At 70.2% G+C, this 16,617-nt stretch carries 15 protein-coding genes and 1 pseudogene; 6 read left to right on the top strand and 10 right to left on the bottom strand.

The window, feature by feature from the left end:
- Window positions 1-19 precede the first annotated feature (19 nt).
- Window positions 20-1,228, top strand: coding sequence for a polysaccharide biosynthesis protein (locus PSS76_RS03985; protein ID WP_106851793.1), 1,209 nt, complete (start codon window positions 20-22; stop codon window positions 1,226-1,228).
- Between the two features lie 205 nt (window positions 1,229-1,433).
- Here the strand turns inward: PSS76_RS03985 and pgfA are convergent, their stop codons facing one another.
- Window positions 1,434-2,570 carry a cell envelope lipid trafficking protein PgfA gene (gene pgfA, locus PSS76_RS03990; protein ID WP_005517564.1) on the bottom strand — a complete coding sequence of 379 codons (1,137 nt, stop codon included), beginning with the start codon at window positions 2,568-2,570 and terminating at the stop codon, window positions 1,434-1,436.
- A 206-nt stretch (window positions 2,571-2,776) separates the two neighbouring features.
- On the opposite strand from pgfA, the pseudogene PSS76_RS03995 reads away from it, so the two are divergent.
- Window positions 2,777-3,826, top strand: a pseudogene (locus tag PSS76_RS03995) (acyltransferase family protein); the annotation flags it as partial.
- A 20-nt stretch (window positions 3,827-3,846) separates the two neighbouring features.
- Here the strand turns inward: PSS76_RS03995 and PSS76_RS04000 are convergent.
- From PSS76_RS04000 to PSS76_RS04015, 4 genes are all read right to left on the bottom strand, one after another.
- Window positions 3,847-8,130: an alpha-(1->3)-arabinofuranosyltransferase domain-containing protein gene (locus PSS76_RS04000; RefSeq protein ID WP_337456138.1), complete on the bottom strand. Its 4,284-nt coding sequence runs from the start codon at window positions 8,128-8,130 to the stop codon at window positions 3,847-3,849.
- 88 nt (window positions 8,131-8,218) lie between these two features.
- Complete coding sequence (locus PSS76_RS04005; protein WP_005517572.1) at window positions 8,219-8,392, bottom strand: DUF2613 domain-containing protein; 174 nt, start codon at window positions 8,390-8,392, stop codon at window positions 8,219-8,221.
- A gap of 39 nt (window positions 8,393-8,431) precedes the next feature.
- Window positions 8,432-9,571 (bottom strand): isochorismate synthase, encoded by a 1,140-nt coding sequence (locus PSS76_RS04010; protein ID WP_337455865.1) that lies wholly within the window; start codon window positions 9,569-9,571, stop codon window positions 8,432-8,434.
- 55 nt (window positions 9,572-9,626) lie between these two features.
- On the bottom strand, window positions 9,627-10,094 hold the full coding sequence (locus PSS76_RS04015; protein WP_005517576.1) for a universal stress protein: 468 nt from the start codon (window positions 10,092-10,094) through the stop codon (window positions 9,627-9,629).
- A gap of 130 nt (window positions 10,095-10,224) precedes the next feature.
- Between PSS76_RS04015 and PSS76_RS04020 the strand changes: the two genes are divergently transcribed.
- Window positions 10,225-11,406 (top strand): glycoside hydrolase family 3 N-terminal domain-containing protein, encoded by a 1,182-nt coding sequence (locus PSS76_RS04020; protein WP_175274742.1) that lies wholly within the window; start codon window positions 10,225-10,227, stop codon window positions 11,404-11,406.
- An 84-nt stretch (window positions 11,407-11,490) separates the two neighbouring features.
- A complete protein-coding gene (locus PSS76_RS04025) occupies window positions 11,491-12,093 on the top strand; it encodes a TetR/AcrR family transcriptional regulator (RefSeq protein WP_013417232.1) in 603 nt (200 codons plus the stop codon).
- A 67-nt stretch (window positions 12,094-12,160) separates the two neighbouring features.
- On the opposite strand, the gene PSS76_RS04030 is transcribed toward PSS76_RS04025, so the two are convergent.
- From PSS76_RS04030 to PSS76_RS04040, 3 genes are all read right to left on the bottom strand, one after another.
- On the bottom strand, window positions 12,161-12,316 hold the full coding sequence (locus PSS76_RS04030; protein ID WP_005517580.1) for a DUF6131 family protein: 156 nt from the start codon (window positions 12,314-12,316) through the stop codon (window positions 12,161-12,163).
- A gap of 83 nt (window positions 12,317-12,399) precedes the next feature.
- Entirely contained in the window at window positions 12,400-12,699 is a 300-nt protein-coding gene (locus tag PSS76_RS04035) for a WhiB family transcriptional regulator (protein ID WP_005517582.1), read from the bottom strand.
- Between the two features lie 49 nt (window positions 12,700-12,748).
- Window positions 12,749-12,889, bottom strand: coding sequence for a hypothetical protein (locus tag PSS76_RS04040; protein ID WP_005517584.1), 141 nt, complete (start codon window positions 12,887-12,889; stop codon window positions 12,749-12,751).
- Between the two features lie 428 nt (window positions 12,890-13,317).
- Here PSS76_RS04040 and PSS76_RS04045 point away from each other — a divergent pair, with 428 nt between their 5' ends.
- Both PSS76_RS04045 and PSS76_RS04050 read left to right on the top strand, forming a co-directional pair.
- On the top strand, window positions 13,318-13,692 hold the full coding sequence (locus PSS76_RS04045) for a hypothetical protein (RefSeq protein WP_022597979.1): 375 nt from the start codon (window positions 13,318-13,320) through the stop codon (window positions 13,690-13,692).
- Window positions 13,693-13,898: 206 nt separating this feature from the next.
- Entirely contained in the window at window positions 13,899-14,204 is a 306-nt protein-coding gene (locus PSS76_RS04050; RefSeq protein WP_226347514.1) for a MerR family transcriptional regulator, read from the top strand.
- 68 nt (window positions 14,205-14,272) lie between these two features.
- Here PSS76_RS04050 and PSS76_RS04055 read toward each other — a convergent pair whose 3' ends face one another.
- Both PSS76_RS04055 and PSS76_RS04060 read right to left on the bottom strand, forming a co-directional pair.
- Window positions 14,273-15,145, bottom strand: coding sequence for a MaoC/PaaZ C-terminal domain-containing protein (locus tag PSS76_RS04055; protein ID WP_337455872.1), 873 nt, complete (start codon window positions 15,143-15,145; stop codon window positions 14,273-14,275).
- Entirely contained in the window at window positions 15,145-16,491 is a 1,347-nt protein-coding gene (locus PSS76_RS04060) for a 3-oxoacyl-ACP reductase (protein ID WP_005517590.1), read from the bottom strand. Before PSS76_RS04060 ends, PSS76_RS04055 begins: the two co-directional genes overlap by 1 nt.
- Window positions 16,492-16,617: the final 126 nt, after the last annotated feature.

Consider the following 16,617-nt stretch of genomic DNA (forward strand, 5'->3'; position numbering starts at 1 on the left):
CGTGGTGCATCATGAGCGGATGCCACGCCAATCGCTCACCGGCTCCACGGTCGCCGGTATGACGATGGTGACCGTCGGATCGATGACGGCGAACATCGCCGCCTACCTGCTCGCGCTGCCCGCGGTGCGGTGGCTCGGCCCGGCGGGCTACGGCGAGTTCGCGGCCCTGCTCGCCGCCCAGTTGGTGCTCGCGGTGCCGGCGCTGGCGTTGCAGACCGTCGTGGCCCGGGAAGTGGTGCACGGCAAGCCGGTTCCGGTCCTACGGGCGCTGGGCTACCGCTGCGCGGCGATCGTCGGCGTGATCGCGCTGGTGCTCGTCCCGATCATGTCGTGGGCGCTCGACACGAGCCTCGCCGCGACGGCATCGGCCCTCGTCGCCGCGCCGCTGCTGGTGTTGCTCGGCACCGAACAGGGGATCCTCCAGGGCGCCGGCCGCTTCGCGGAACTGAGCGTCGTGCTGGCCGGTGCGGGGATCGTCAAGGTGGCACCCTCCGTGGCGGTGCTGGCGGTCGGCGGCGGGCCGGGCCCGACGCTGCTCGCGGGCGCGGCCGGCACCGGGTCGATGGCGTTCGTGGCGCACCTGATCGCGAGCCGACGAGCGTCCGCTACCGGCGCGCGGGCGGACGCCACGGCGATCGGGGTCGCGACGGTCCTGCGGGCGTCGCAGGTGCAGCTGGCGCTCATCGCGCTGACGTCGGTGGATCTCGTCGTCGCCCGCATGGTGCTCGACTCCCACGACGCCGGTCTCTACGCGGCGGGGGCCGTCGCGACCAAGGCCGCGTTCTGGCTTCCGCAGGCGATAGGCGTCGTGCTCTATCCCAAGATGGCGAACCCGGAACACTCGGCCGCGGCCGTCCGGTCGGCACTCGGTGTGCTGGTGGCGCTCGGCGTCGTCCTCGTCGTCGGAGCTGCCCTGGCGGCTCCGCTCGCGCCGGTCCTGTTCGGCGAGGTGTACACGCCCGTCCAAGGCATCCTGTGGATGTTCGCGTGGAACGGGGCCGCCCTCGCGGTCCTGCAGGGCGCGCTGTTGTCCGCGATCGCGGGCGAGCGCACGCAACTCGCGATCGTCGCGTGGGTGGGCCTCGCCGTCGAGGTGGTGCTGTTCTTCACCGTCGCCGACACGGTCCGCGCGTTCGTCACCGCCGCGATGTGCGTGGCCACGGTGACCGCCGCGACGGCCGCGGTGCTGGCGGTGCGCAGTGCCCGTGCCGCCGACGTCGCGCGATAAGTGCGCAAAGCGCGGGAAAGGGGCCCCGGATCCTGCGATAAGTGCGCAAAGCGCGCCGCGGAGGTCCCTCCCCGCGCGATAAGTGCGCAAAACGCGAGGGGTGGGCCCAGGATCCGGCGATAAGTGCGCAAAGCGCGAGGACGGAGCCGGGAACGACGAACCCCCGCACGGTGATCCGTGCGGGGGTTCGTGGTCTGTCAGCCGACTACTGCTGGCGGGGCGGTTCGGTGAAGCCGCCCTTGTCCATGTTGACCGTGGGGAATTCCTCGGTCTTGTCGGTGGTCCAGTCGTTGCCGGCGGATCCGGCGGGCGGGTTCGCCGGGCCACCGGCGGTCGCGCCCTTGTTGCCGCGGCCGCCGCGCAGGCCGAGGAAGATGCCGGCGATCAGCGCGATGACGCCGAGGATGCCGGCGACGATCGGCAGGGTGCGCCCGAACAGCGACAGCTTGTCCTGGCCGTCCTTGGCCTGGCCGATCTGGTACTCGATGGTGTTCTCGTCGAACGGGAGGGTCGCCTTGAGGACCGTCACCTCGGGCTTGGCCTTGTCGCGGGCGTAGTACTGGTACAGCTTCTCCTGGCCCTTGATGACGACGCCGGTGATCGGGTCGACCCAGACGTCGCGCTCGTTGGCGTACCAGCGGATCATCGTGACCGGCTGGTCGTCGCCGGGCACGCCCCACGTCTTGGCGGGCAGCGTCAGCTTGTTGGTGGGCGCCGACGGGACGACCTTGGACAGGTCGACGGGCTCGATCACCTGGTTGTAGTGGTACACCTTCATTCCGTTGATCTCGGTTTCCTCAACGAAATTGATGTCCTGCGTGGTGCGCGAGTTCAGGTCGAAGTAGGGGTAGCTCTTCTTCTCCGCGTCGAACGGCCACTTGTACTGCAGGCCGGTGTGCGACACCTCTTCGGCGGGCTCGGTCGACGACGTCTGGATGGTGCCGACGGGCGGCTCCACCGGCATCGAGCTGACACGGTCAGCGGTCAACCGGTCCACCGTCGCGGTGAGCAGGCCGCTCTCGCCCTGCTTGTCGGTGCGGATCAGCGTCTGCCCGGCCTGCAGCGAGATGACGTCGGCGTCGGACGGCTGCTCGGTGATCACGTACCGCTGCGCGACGATCGGCACGTTGGTGTTGACCTCGGCCTTGCCCGCGAGCAGCGCCTTGGAGTCGAGCACGTCGCCGTTGCCGGTGGCGACGGTGGTGACCTCGAGGTCCAGCGGCGTCTTCTTCAGCTTGTCGACGGTGTACGTGGGAATGAGGACCGCCACGGCGAGCAGGAAGGTCCCGAGGCCCACCAGAATGCACGCAAGTATCCGGCTCGGGCCTGAGCGCTCGGCCATGCTGTCTCCTAACTCAATGTTCTTGAATTGAGATACCCCCACCGGCAGCGTGCCCGCTGCACGGGTCGCACGGTGCCTGACGTTTCGTGACACCACGTGAGCCCAGACACTAACAGTCTCGTTGTCCCATTTGCGTCAGCACCGGAGTTCCGGATCGTTCACGTCGCTCTTTCGGTTCCGCAACGACCCGGGCACACTTGACGACGATGAACAGCGAACACCTCGCCACGCCCGCCCCCGTCGGCAATCCGAGGGCGTTCGTCCCGGCGCTCGAGGGGATGCGCGGCTTCGCCGCCTTCGGCGTCCTGGTGACACACGTGGCGTTCCAGACCGGCGCCACCGGCGACGCCGTGATCGGCCGGATCTGGGGGCGGTTCGATCTGGCGGTCGCGGTGTTCTTCGCACTGTCCGGCTTCCTGCTGTGGCGTCCGCACGCGGCCGCGGCCCGTGGTCTCGGGCGTCCGCCGACCGTCGCCCGGTACTGGCTCAACCGCGCCGCGCGCATCCTGCCGGCCTACTGGGTGCTGGTTGTACTGGTGCTGGCGTTCCTGCCCGCGGCCGGCGGCGGCTGGAAGGTGTGGATGTCGAACCTGGCGTTGCTGCAGGTGTTCGTGCCGCTCACCCTCACCGAGGGCCTGACGCAGATGTGGAGTCTGTCGGTCGAGGTGGCCTTCTACCTGGTGCTGCCGATCCTCGCGCTGGCACTGGTGAAGTTGCGCGGCGACAGCGCCCGGTTCCGGGTGCCGGTGCTGCTGGCCGCGGCGATCGTCAGCCTCACGTGGGCTTTCCTGCCTGTCCCCGCCCCGGACGGCATCCACCACGACAACTGGCTGCCCGGCTACATCCCGTGGTTCGCTGCCGGCATGTTGCTCGCCGAACTGGCGATGGTGGGCGGGACGTGGGTGCACCGCCTGGCCGAGCGGCGGGTATGGATGGCGGTGATCGCGGTCGTGGCCTTCGGGTTGTCGACGACGTGGCTGGCCGGGCCCGAGGGACTGGTCCGCGCCGAGCCGTGGCAGTACGCCACGAAGATCGCCCTCGGCGCGGTCATGAGTTTCGCGTTGCTGGCGCCGCTGGTTCTCGCCGGGCACCGGCACCGGATCCTGGCGAGCCCGGTGGCGCTGGCCGTCGGACGGTGGTCGTACGGCCTGTTCATCTGGCATCTCGCGGTGCTGACGATCGTGTTCCCGATGTTCGGCATCGTCCCGTTCAACGGCAACTTCTGGTTCGTCCTCGCCGTCACGAGCGTGCTCAGCATCGCGGTGGCGTCGGCCAGCTACGCGCTCGTCGAGGAACCGGCCCGCCGCGCCGTCAAACGCTGGGAGAAGCGCCGCCACATCGGCGAACGCCGCAGCGGTAGTGCCGAGACGCCGACACAGACGACGCCGATCAGCGCGAACAGCTGAATCAGGAACGAATGCCCGACGTAGCCGTCGGCGGCGCGCCACGGCCCGGTCGACAGCAGTACCGACGCGATCACCAGTGACACCCCGGCGGTCCCGACGAGGAAGCGGGCGGCGAACGCGTCACCGCGCCACCTCGCCAGTCCGAACGCGGTCGCGGCGACGAGCAGCGTGACACCTGTTCCGACGGGTCCCGCCACGACCGTCGCCACTGCTGTCACCCCGAGGGCCGCCGCGACGACGCTGTGCCACGGGCGCGGAGGTGCCGCCGATCCCTCCGGCTCGGGTTCGCGGTTGCGTCGGCGCGGTACCAGCGCCAGCAGCGCGAGCGGGATCAACAGCAGCAGCCCGAACGCGATGCCCGCGCGGTACCAGCGGTCCGACGGGAAGGTCAGCGTCACGACGCCGTCGGTGCCGGCGGGCACGATCCAGCCCTGCTGCCAGCCGCCCACGACGACGGGTTGCAGTTCGGTGCCGTCGGGCGCGGTCGCCACCCAGCCGATGTTGGTGCTCTCGGGAACCACCAGCAGCTGATCGGCGCCGGACGCCGCGACGTCGAGTTCGCGCAGGTTCTCGGTCCAGCGGCCGACGGCCGGCGACGACACCGGGGCGGCGGCGGGGGCGGGCGCCGCATCGAGGCGCAGGTTGTCGACCGTGAACGCCGGCCCGGGCGCGACCACGACGTCCTGGCGGCCGGTGGGCAGCGGCACCGGCGCGGGGTCGCAGACGGTCGCGGTCACCGGCTGCCCCGACGCCAGTTGGCGCGCGGTCGCGGTCACCGACGTCCGGACGACGGTGCCGCCGACGGAGATCGTGGGGCCGATGTCGCAGCCGACGGTGACGGTGCGGTCCGTGGTGGCGGTGGCGGTCCCCGGGACGGGTCGGCCGCCGTCGCCGAGCACGGCCACCTCGGACAGTCCGGCGGGCTGACGTTGCAGGAACCCGAGCGCGGTGCGGTCGAGGACGTCGTCCCACTGCACGAGGCTCAGCACGATCGTGTCGGTGACGTGCGGATCGAGCGGAACGGTCTGTGGGGCAGCGCCTTCGGTGTCGAGGTCGCGGGTCTGCGGGCCGTTGCCGAGGTTGACCGCGACTCGGCTGGGGGCGGCGGGCAGGCTGCCGGGGCTCGGGGTGAGCTGCAGTCCGGTCACCAGCGTCGGCTGCGGCAACCGGATCGTCAGCGTCGGCAACCCGCCCTTGCGTTGAGCGCTGTCGGTGGGCGCCGTCCACGACGTCGCGACGTCCCCGTCGACGGCCGCGGCGGCCGTGCCACGCAGTTCGACGCCGTCGGCGGCGCCGGTCGCGGACACCGCAGCCGGGTCGGTGACGAGGCCCTCCAGCGCGGCGCCCGGACGTGGCCGCAGCGTCAGTTGCGGTGTGACGGAGGTCGATTCGGGCACCGACAGGGTGCGGGTGAACGTGCCGGGTTCCTCGGGGGGCAGCACCAGCGAGCCGCTGCAGTGCACGCGGTCCGGACCGTCGGCGCAGCCCGCACGTCCCGGCAGTTCCTGCCCCAGGTCCCAGCCGCGGACCTGCGCACCGGCGGGCGTCGCCGGCAGCACGGTGCGGTGGACGATCGGCACGGGCAGCGCGGTGCCGGTGGAGTAGTCGTCGACGGAGATCTCGCTGATGCCGAACTGGTAGCCGGGGGAGCCGTCCTCGGTGTGGGTGGCGAGGATCCGCAGCCACGGCGTCGTGCCCGACGGCAGCGACACGTCGACGGGTTTTCCGGGTTCGTCGACGCGGACCGACGTCGAGCCGTTCGGGGTCTCCACGCGGATCCACTTCACCGGCGGACCGAACGCGGCGGGGCTCGTGGTCAGGTGCAGCATGCCGCGGGTGATCGGGGTGTCGAAGTCGAGGCGCAGCCACTGCCCGCGCGCGGTCTCGAGGCCGTTGCTCAGCCACGCCGTGGCCGGGTCGCCGTCGACGGTCGCGGCGGGCCCGCTGCCGGGGGCGGTCCCGCCGAGCTGTGTGGCGTCGGAGGCGGCGCTCGACACGCTGAGCGTCGCACCGGACCACTCGCCCTCCACCAGCGCGGCGCCGGGGACGGGGTAGTCGGGAACCGCGTTGTAGGTGCGGCGCTCGTCGTCGGGGCCGCGCAGCGCGGAGCTGTGATTGTCGACCTGACCGAAGTCCGTCTCACGGTTCGTCGGGGTGTCGGTGACCGTCACCGACGTGGCGTCGATGCCGGCGCGGGCCGCATCCGACGCGAGCAGGGCCGGCCCGGTCACGGTGCCGTTCTCGGCCAGGCGCAGCAGCGACTCGGAGCCGCCCTGCACGACGGGCACCCGGTCCAGGTCGACGGCGTACGGACCGGCGGCCGGGGTCGCGCCGTCGGGTGAGGTGACGCGGTAGATCTCGACGGCCGGGTAACCGGGGCGCAGGTCGCTGTCGATCACGACGTCGTCGACGGTGTCCGGGACGATCTCCTCGCCGAACTCGGCCACCTTCTCGAGGCCGGGTGAGCCGTCGACCGTCTGGTGGACCAGCAGTGGACGCGTCGACCGGGACGTGTCGGGGTCCAGGTCGTTGCGCACGACGACGTAGCGGATGCCCTGACCGAGCAGGGTGTCGGCGAGGCCCGCGGACGGTCGGCCGTCGGAGATGATGCGCTGCACCGAGTCGAGCGCCCGGATGGCACCGGGCGGCACGAGCGGGACGGCGTCGCGCACCGCCCACGGTGTGGAGGCGAGCGCCTGCAGCGGCTCGTCGCGCGTCAGGCCCCACACCTGCGCGCCGAACGGGGCGCCGGGCACCACCAGTGCGCGTTCGGCGTCCGCGCCCGACCCGGATCCGGCGGCGTTGTCCTCGAGCCACTGCGCCGCCTCGTGCCAGTACGCCGGCACCTCGTCGTACGCGCCGCGCGGGGCGAGCCGGCCGGACCACGCGAGTGACGTCGTGAGCGTGAGCGCGACGAGGATCAGCGTCGTCACCGCGACCAGCGGTTCACGTTCGGGATGCGCGAACGCGCTGCGCCAGCGGCGGACGGGCACCGACCCGGGCAGCGGCACCTTCGCGAGCAGGTGCGCCAGCCCCAGGACCAGCGGAAGCCGGACCAGCGGCTCGAGCTTGTGCACGTTGCGCAGCGGCGCGCCGGTGCCGTCGAGGAACGCGCGGACCTGGTCGGCGATCGGGGACCCGAGTTCGCCGATGTAGCCGGCGCCGAGCCCGGCGATGCCGACCAGCAGGATCAGCGTCAGCCGACCCTTCGCCGGCATCCGGCGCATGCACAGCCCGGCCAGGCCGGCCGCGGCGATCAGGCCGGTGGCGACGACCGCGACGGGCTGCGTCACCAGAACCGTGCCGGCGACGCGCTCGGGGGAGACGAACGGCGTCCAGCTGTCAGTTCCGCGCAGCACCTCGGTCAGCGACGTCCACTGCGTGGTGACGCCGGAGGATTCGATGTAGTCGAGGAACGGCGGGCTCACCCGGCCGAGGAGCAGCAGCGGGACGATCCACCACAGTGTCGCGAGCAGCAGCGACGGGATCCACCACGCGGTGAACACCCACCAGCGCCGGTTGGGGCGGTGCGCGATCCACCACAGGCCCGCGACGAGGCAGGCCGCTGCCGTGGCGACGGCGTTGACCGCGCCCATGAGGGCGACGGCGAGGGCGGACTGGGCGGCGAGCACCCGTGCGCCTTTTTGGTAGCTCGGCCCACCGGAAAGGCGCACGGGCGACGAAGTCGCCAGGATCACCGGCAACAGCACCCACGGCGCCAGCATCATCGGCAGCGACTCCGACGAGATGGAACCGATCGTGGTGAGCACACGCGGCGACAACGCGAACGCGACGGCCGCGACGATCCGGGACGAGCGGCTGCCGATGCCGAGGGCCTCGGCGACGCGGATGACGCCCCAGAATCCGGCGACGATCAGTAGCGCCCACCACACGCGTTGCGTGATCCACGGCGGGACGTGCAGGAACTCACCGGCCGCGAAGAACAGCCCGTGCGGGAAGAAGTAGCCGTAGGCCTGGTTCTGCACCTGGCCGAGCGGCGCGATGCTGCTCCACTGGTGGGCGGCTCGGGTGAGGAATCCGATCGGGTTCTCGGTGAGGTCGTATTTGGTGTCGGCGACGACCAGGCCCGGCGACTGCAGCAGGCTCAGGACCAACGCGACGAACCCGGCGCCGTACAGCCAGCGCCGGGTCAGTGGTTGGGTCGAGGGTTCGACGGAAAGCCCCCCGTCGACGGGACCGCCGGACGAGGGGGACGTGCGGGAACGCGCGATGCCTGCGGGCTCAGCGGCTGCCGTACTCAACCTGGTTGAGGATCGACGAGTTCGCGTTGCCGGAGCGGTCGATGTCCGGGAGCGTGTTGTCCTGCGCGGCCGCGGTGACGCCGAGAACGGCACCGGCGCCGACCACTGCACCGATCACAGCGCTGGCAACGCCGGGGACAAGGAACTTCGCCATCTCGGATCTCCCATGGTCAAGCCGCCGGGTACGCGAGTCCTACTCGTGCGTACGTGATGTCCGGGTCAAGGTATCACCTGCGGGGGCGGCGGCGTGGGCGTCCACGCCGAGCGCCCCGAGCAGGGTGCCGAGTTTCGTAGTGGTCTCGGCGAGTTCGGTGTCGGGATCCGACGCCGCGACGATCCCGCCCCCGGCCCACGCCAGCGCCGACGTGCCGTCCGCGTCGATCTCGGCGCACCGGATCGCGACCACCCAGTCGCCGTCGCCGGCGCCGTCACACCAGCCGACGGCCCCGCCGTAGAAGCGGCGGTCGCCCTCGACGTCGCGGATCGCGTCCAACGCCCGGTCGGTGGGGGTGCCGCACACCGCGGGCGTGGGGTGCAGGCGCCGCGCGAGCTCGAGCGAGGACACCGAACCGTCGAGCAGTCGACCGCGGATCGGGCTCGCCAGGTGCCACAGTTCGCCGGTGCGGGTCAGTTCGGGGGCGGCCGGCACATCCAGTTCGGCGCACAGCGGGGCGAGCACCTCGCGGATCCACTCGACGACGTACGCGTGTTCGGCGAGGTTCTTCGCCGACGCCAGCAGTTCCGCGCCCTCCGCCTGGTCGGCGTCCGAGTCGGCGCGGCGCGGCGCCGATCCCGCGAGCGGACGGCACGTGACGACGTCGCCGCGGCGACCGAGCAGGATTTCCGGGCTGGCGCCGACGAGGGTGTGGCCGCGGTAGCCCTCGCCCGACGCCGTGAGGTCCACGGCGAACCCGTTGGCCGTCTCGTGGCGGCGGATCATGCGCGCCGCGAGCGCCTCGGGATCGATCGGTGCGTCGGCCGTCAGCCGCACGGCCCGCGCCGCCACCACCTTGTCGAACTCGCCGCCGCGCAGCCGGTCGACCAGTCGGCGCACACGGGCGACGTGTTCGGCCGGGCTCGGAACCTCGCCGGCGATCGTCACGCGCGGCAGCGGTGCGACGGTGTCCGGGCGCCATGGCCCGTCGGTCCACGCCGCGGTCGCGGGCGCCGTGAGCGCGGTGGGTGCGGACGGATCGAACGGCAGCGCGCCCACCACCAGCTCGACGCGACCGTCGGCGAGCGCTGCGGCCGCGGCGGCGACGGTGTCGTAGCGGTCCCGCGTCCCGGCGGTGCGGAGAGTCCGATCGGAACGCGAGAGCAGGAAGCCGTCCATGATGTTGCCGACGATAGTCGTGGCACCGTGGACGGCCGCCCTCAGGTTCGCGCCTCTACTTGCCCGGCGGAACGATCAGCACCGGCCGGTGACTGTGCCGCAGGACGTGGTCGGCGACGCTGCTCTGCAGCAGCGACCGCAGCCCCGTGGTGCCCCGGGTGCCGGTCACGATGATGTCGGCGTCCAGTTCGTCGGCGCATTCGACGATCGCGGCCCAGATGGCGGTCGACGACTCGCAGCAGCGGCCCTCGGCGTTGAGTCCGGCGGCCAGCGCAAGGTCCACACCCTCGTCGTTGGTGGTGCGGGCATCGATGAGGGCGACGTCCTCGGACTGCTCGTCGGGCACCCATTCGGGCTGCATGACCCCGGACAGTCCGGACATCCGAGCCGCCTGCCGGACCATGGGTTCCCACGCGGTGACCACCACGGCGCGGTTTGCGGCCAGGAATCGGCCGGCGTGCTGGATCGCACGCTTGGCGTTGTCGGAGCCGTCGTAAGCGATGAGCATGAGATCTGCAGGCACTGTGACCTCCTGGAATCGGGGTCGGCCGCCCGGGGCGGCCTTCGGCTTCCGTTCTTGAAGATTACCTTGCCATTACCCGGGGTGTCCGGCTCGGAAACCGCTCGGATCGATGTCGACTACGGTCGGAACCATGCGAATCCGACATGCGTTCGCCCTCGTCCTGTGCGCCGGTCTCGCGGCCGGGTGCTCGTCCGGGAACGGGACCGACACCACCGCGACGTCCCAGCCGTCGACGTCCGAATCAGCGGCGTCGTCGACGTCGACCACCTCGCAGGCGGCGGCTCCGGGACCGTTCGGCTCCGCGGTGTGCGGACCCGGTTTCCTGAAGTCGCTCACGGAGCGGCAGAAGCTGGCGCAGCTGCTCACGGTGGGCGTCACGGGTACCGCGGACGCCCTCGACGTCGTGAAGTCCGAGGGCATCGGTGGCATCTTCATCGGCAGCTGGACCGACGAGTCGATGCTCGCGAACGGGGAGGCCGCGCAGGTCGCGGAAGCCAGCGCGGTGCCGCTCATGGTGACCATCGACGAGGAGGGCGGCCGGGTGTCCCGCGTCGACCAGCTGTTCGGGCCGGACCCGTCGGCGCGGGAGGTCGCGCGCACCATGACGACGGACCAGGCCTACGAGATGGCACTCGAGCGCGGCCGCAAGCTGCGCAGTGTCGGGATCACCGTCAACTTCGCCCCCGACGTCGACGTGAGCAGCCAGCCGGACGACTCGGTGATCGGCGACCGATCGTTCTCGGACGATCCGGAGGTGGTCACCCGGTACGCCGACGCGTACGCCCGTGGCATGCGCGACGCCGGGATCCTGCCGGTCATCAAGCACTTCCCGGGCCACGGATCGGCGTCCGGTGATTCGCACACCGGCGCCGTCACCACGCCGCCGCTCGACCAGTTGCAGAAGACTGACCTCGTGCCGTTCCGGAACCTGGTCGACACCGAGGTCGGCGTGATGTTGGGTCATCTCAGCGTTCCCGGTCTCACCACCGACGGGCTGCCGGCGAGCCTGAGCCCGCAGGCCGTCGACCTGCTCCGGAAGGGGACGGGCTACGACGCGCCCCCGTTCGAAGGGGTGATCTTCACCGACGACCTGAGCGGGATGAAGGCGATCACCGATCGGTTCGACATCGCCGACGCGGTGGAGCAGGCCCTGAAGTCCGGCGTGACGTCGGCGCTGTGGCTCACGACCGACGACGTGCCGCGGGTGCTGGACCATCTCGAGGACGCGGTCGCGAAGGGACGGTTGCCGCAGTCGCAGGTGGACGAGTCGGTGCTGACGGTGGCGCGCGCGAAGGGCGCTGTGAGCTGCTGAGGATCGCCTGGGTCACAATGAAGTGACCGTTGATCTTCTTACCGTAGAGTAAGATGGCATCTCTTACCTGTGGTTGGAGGAATGATGGCTGGAGGCACCAAGCGGCTGCCGAGGGCTGTGCGTGAGCAGCAGATGCTGGACGCCGCCATCGAGGTCTTCTCCGACAACGGTTTCCACGACGCCTCGATGGATGCGATCGCCGCCCGGGCGAACATCTCGAAGCCGATGCTCTACCTGTACTACGGGTCCAAGGACGAACTGTTCGCGGCGTGCATCCACCGGGAGGGCGTGCGGTTCGTCGAGGCCATCTCGCCTGCGGGCGACCCCAACCTTCCCCCGCGCGAGCAGTTGCGTGCCGCGCTGGCCGGTTTTCTCGGGTTCGTCGACGCGAACCGGCGCTCGTGGATGGTGCTGTACCGGCAGGCGATCGGGCAGCAGACGTTCGCGTCGCAGGTCAGCAGCAGCCGTGACCGGTTGATCGAACTGACGGCGAAGTTACTGGAGTCGAGCACCAAGGATCCCGAGCCGGGTACCGACTTCTCGATCATGGCGGTAGCGCTGGTCGGGGCCGGCGAGGCCGTCGCGGACCGGGTGGCCGGTGGTGAGATCGACGTCGATGCTGCCGTCGACCTGCTCGAGAATCTCGCGTGGCGCGGCCTGGCGGGCACGAGCAAGAAGAAGCAGTAGTAGTTGTAGTAGTACCGACAGACGAGTGGCCCCGGGCATGCTGCCCGGGGCCACTCGCGTCTGCGGATCAGTACCAGTGTTTGCGACCACCGACCGCGCGTCCTGCGGCACCCAGGATCAGCAGCACCGCACCGACCACGAGCGCGATGATGCCCAGCGTCCACAGGATCGGGATCTTGATGAGCAGGCCGATGACGAGCAGGATGATGCCGAGAGTGATCATGTTGTGTACCTTGCGCTTTCGGTAGGGGAGCGGTCTCTCCGGTGGGGGAGAGGTCTTTCGGTAGGGGAGAGATTTGGTGGCGGTCAGGCCGCGGGGCGGTGCCGGACGCGGCGTCCGCGCAGGGCGATCGCCCGCTCGGATTCGCCCATGCCGCCCCACACGCCGAAGGGTTCGGGGAGGGCGAGGGAGTGCTCGAGGCACTTCTTCATGACGGGGCAGGTCGCGCAGATTGCCTTCGCGCGCCGCTCACGCATCATGCGGGCGTTGCCACGCTCGCCGGTCGGGGGAAAGAAGATCGACTCGTCCATGCCCTGGCAGCGGCCGTGCTGCTGCCATTCCCAGGTGTCGGCCAGGGGTGCGAGGTTCGGGCTGATTCCGGTCATCGAATGCTCCTCGTGATTCTTCGTGGACTGTCGATCGCGTCTGGGGCCGTCAGGCGGCGCTGAGTTCGGGTGCGTCCTCCGGGCGGTGGACGTCGGCGAACATGCCGTCGAGGCGGCGCTTGAGCTCTTCGGTGCTCAGCGACCAGGTCGCCGAGGCGCGGCCTGCGGCGGCCGAGCGGTGTGCACTCACGTGTGGTCATCCTTTCTTCTGACACGGCCCACCCGGTGCGGGGCGAGGCCTCTCGGCTCGCTGCCCAGGTTCGGAAGACCGGTGGGGGGAGTGCATCCGTCCGCCGCTGACGCGGCCTGGTCTGACATCTCCGTCTCACTCTTCTTCGCTTGCATCTGGAAGCTTTGACCTCTGAACCGTACAACAAAATCTGTGTCCGTCAAAGCAGATTAATTGAAACCGAGCGTGGATCGGATCTTCCGTGCAGGTGAGAGGCGATTGGTGGCGTGTGTCGGATCCGTGAAATTTGTGGCGGCTCGTGCGCCGCGGGGGAAGGGAGGACGCGTAACGTTCGTTGCAGGGATGTGATCGAGCGGGCTTCCTGCCGCGGCTCGTCGCGCCCTACCGCCGCATTCCCTGCGGTGGTCTTTCCGACAGAGGTGACACCAGTGCCACGTACCCGCGAACACGCCGACCACTACGCCGACGCGCTCACCGCGCTCGCTGCCGCGACGCATCGTCCGGCGAACGTGGTCAATACGGGCGCCGGCTACGCGATCCGCGTGGATTTCGAGTACAACCGCTTCCTGTTGGCGACGAATCACGAGGTAGACGGGCTCTCGGACGATCACGCGTCCGTCGAGCGCTGGACCGTGCGGTTCTTCCAGGCGGTGGCGGACGGCGGCGCCGAGGAGCTCGTGTCGGTCGAGTGCGAGTGGTTGGTGGACGCCTTCGACCGGGCGATCGCGGAACTGGACCGCACCGGCAACCGGATCGAGGCGGACATGGAGTTGGGAGAGCTGAGCCCGCCGAGCGAGGTGTGATTCCCGCCGCCGTTTCCCCGTAACCTGCGGCACAGGGAATCTTCGTCCACCGCCGCACATTCGATGCAGGGTCGGTGCTACGGTGAGTTGTCAGCACAAGCTCGCGGACGGTACGCAGACGAGGCCCGGAACTTCTCGACGGCCCGGGTGAACTGCCCGCGTACGCGTTCCCACGCGACCGAACTCGACGCGATATGAAGGCCACGATGACGCAACAGTCTCCGCCCCGCTCGACCCGCGGAGTCTACGGAATTTCGGTCACCTCGGAACTGACCGGAATCGGTCCGCAGACTCTGCGGCTGTACGAGCGGCGTGGGCTGATCAACCCGTCCCGCACCGGTGGCGGCACACGCCGCTACAGCGAGGACGACATCTACCGGCTGTCGCGGGTGTCGGAACTGGTCGAGGCCGGCGTCAATCTCACAGGTATCCGGCAGATCCTCGATCTCGAGGCGACGAACGCGGAGCTCGCGGCGGAGAACGAGCGGCTGCGAACGGAACTCGGGCAGTAGGCGCCTGCGGCACCTGTGCGCCTTTCCGGTAGCCGCAGGTACCGAAAAGGCGCACAGGTGCGAAGCGCCTAGCGCAGGGTCGCGCTCAGGTGCGGATAGCCCTTCTTGGGGTTCTTCAGGGACAGGTCCCAACCCTCGGCCGTCCGGTCGGCGTACAGGTTCACCGTGGCCGGCAGCACGATCGGCTTACCGAAGCGGACGGTGTAGGTGACCGCGTCGGCCACTCTTCCCTCGAGCGGCTGCAGCGCCGCCGCGGCGCTCCACATGCCGTGCGCGATCGTGCTGGGAAACCCGAATGCCTTGGCGCCCAGCGACGAGACGTGGATCGGGTTGCGGTCGCCCGACACCGCCGCGTACCGGCTGATGATCTTCTGATCCACCCGCAGGGTGCGGGTGGGCCGCGGCGGGACCTCGTCCTTGTGTTCGGCCTTGGCTTCCTTCGGCGCCCCGGTGGGGTGCATCTTCAGGAACGTGCTGACCTGACGCCACACGAGCTCGCGACCCACCGAGACCTCGCTGACCAGGTCCACCTGTGTGCCCTTGGCGTGCGGACGTAGGTTCTCGGCGTGGACCCGCAGATCCAGCGGCTCGCTCACCGAGATGGGGCGCAGCTGCTCGATCGTGTTGTCGGTGTGTACGGAACCGATTGCCGGGAAGGGGAACTCGCGCGAGGTGAGCAACCGCATCACGGTCGGGAACACGAGCGTGAACGGGTACGTGATCGGGAGCGTGTCGCCGAACCGCAGCCCGCATACCTTCGCGTAGGCGGCCAGGTTGTCCGGATCGACACGCAGACCCGACAGCGCCAGCGTCTCCTTCGGCAGGCTGCGACGCCCGGACGGCTTGACGAACGGCAGCGCGCCGAACGCGGCGCGGGCGTAGTTGTCGAGGGTGCCGGGCTGCTCACGCAGCTGCACGAGGGTGCTCTTGCGGCCCGTCATCACGCACCCAGCAGGGACTGGCCGCACACCCGGACGATCTGGCCGGTGACGGCGTTGGAGGCGGGGCTCGCGAAGTACGACACCAGTTCGGCGACGTCCACGGTCTGGCCGCCCTGCAGCAGCGAACTCATCCGGCGTCCGGCCTCGCGGGTGGCGAAGGGGATGGCTGCGGTCATCGCGGTCTCGATGAAGCCCGGGGCGACGGCGTTGATGGTGATCTTCTTCTCGGCCAGCACGGGAGCGGTGGCCTGGACCAGGCCGATGACGCCCGCCTTCGAGGTGCCGTAGTTGGTCTGGCCGCGGTTGCCTGCGATGCCCGCGATGGACGACACGTCGATCACGCGTCCACCTTCGCGCAGCACGCCCTTGGCGACGAGGGCCTCGGTGATCTTCTGCGGAGCGAGGAGGTTGACGCCGAGCACGCTGTTCCAGCGGGCCTCGTCCATGTTGGCGAGCGTCTTGTCGCGGGTGATGCCGGCGTTGTGGACGATGATGTCGGCGCCGCCGTGGCGCTCGGTGAGATGCTCGGCCAGCTTGTCGGCCGCGTCGGCGGCGGTGACGTCGAGGGCCAGCGATGTGCCGCCCACCTTGTTCGCCGTCTCCGACAGCGCCTGACCGGCGGCGGGGATGTCGGCGCACACGACGTGCGCGCCGTCGCGGGAGAGCACTTCGGCGATGGTGGCGCCGATGCCCCGGGCGGCGCCGGTGACGACGGCGACCTTGCCCTCGAGCGGGCGGTCCCAGCTGGCGGGGGCGACGGAATCCTGCGCGCCGACGCGGATGACCTGGCCGTCGACGAACGCGGACTTGGCCGACAGCAGGAAGCGCAGGGTCGACTCGAGGCCGGACAGACCCGGCGCGGCGTCGGGGGATACGTAGACCAGCTGCGCGGTGGAGCCGCGCTTGATCTCCTTGCCGACGCTGCGGGTGAAGCCTTCGAGCGCGCGCTGGGCGATCTGCTCGTCGACACCCGACGTGAGCTCGGGCGTCGTGCCGAGGACGACTACGCGAGCGCACGACGCGAGGTTGCGGATGACGGGTTGGAAGAACTCGAACAGCTGGACGAGCTCGGTGACCTGACCGATGCCGGTGGCGTCGAACACGAGCGCGCCGTAACGATCGTCGTGCGGCTGCGCGGCCGGGTAGTCCGACAGCAGTTCCCGAACCGGCTCGACCAGGCGGCCCTTGCCGCCGATGAGGACGGGGCCGGCCAGTGGGGGCTCGCCGGCCTTGTAGCGGCGCAGCTTCTCCGGCTGCGGCAACCCGGCCTGCTTGGCGATGAATGCGCCCGGCGCGGACGAGAGGAACTGTGAGTAGAGGTCGGGAGCGCCCTTGCTGGCTGCCACGGTCCACCTTCTTTGTCGCAATCGGGCACCCGTACATCCGGGTGCGGTGTCGACATTGAACTTACTCTGCAGTAAGTTTGATGTCGAGTGTAGGAACCACCGCCGAGGCGGATCGACCGTGCGGAT

It is taken from the genome of Prescottella sp. D32 (assembly GCF_037287305.1).
GTDB lineage: Bacteria > Actinomycetota > Actinomycetes > Mycobacteriales > Mycobacteriaceae > Prescottella > Prescottella equi.

Bases quoted from the DNA above. Each gene is read 5' to 3' on its own strand.
- PSS76_RS04035 (WP_005517582.1), bottom strand. From the start codon at position 12,699: ATGACCGGAATCAGCCCGAACCTCGCACCCCTGGCCGACACCTGGGAA.
- PSS76_RS04005 (WP_005517572.1), bottom strand. From the start codon at position 8,392: ATGGCGAAGTTCCTTGTCCCCGGCGTTGCCAGCGCTGTGATCGGTGCA.
- PSS76_RS04055 (WP_337455872.1), bottom strand. From the start codon at position 15,145: ATGACGGGCCGCAAGAGCACCCTCGTGCAGCTGCGTGAGCAGCCCGGC.
- PSS76_RS04010 (WP_337455865.1), bottom strand. From the start codon at position 9,571: ATGGACGGCTTCCTGCTCTCGCGTTCCGATCGGACTCTCCGCACCGCC.
- PSS76_RS04025 (WP_013417232.1), top strand. From the start codon at position 11,491: ATGGCTGGAGGCACCAAGCGGCTGCCGAGGGCTGTGCGTGAGCAGCAG.
- pgfA (WP_005517564.1), bottom strand. From the start codon at position 2,570: ATGGCCGAGCGCTCAGGCCCGAGCCGGATACTTGCGTGCATTCTGGTG.
- PSS76_RS04020 (WP_175274742.1), top strand. From the start codon at position 10,225: ATGCGAATCCGACATGCGTTCGCCCTCGTCCTGTGCGCCGGTCTCGCG.
- PSS76_RS03985 (WP_106851793.1), top strand. From the start codon at position 20: ATGCCACGCCAATCGCTCACCGGCTCCACGGTCGCCGGTATGACGATG.
- PSS76_RS04050 (WP_226347514.1), top strand. From the start codon at position 13,899: ATGACGCAACAGTCTCCGCCCCGCTCGACCCGCGGAGTCTACGGAATT.
- PSS76_RS04030 (WP_005517580.1), bottom strand. From the start codon at position 12,316: ATGATCACTCTCGGCATCATCCTGCTCGTCATCGGCCTGCTCATCAAG.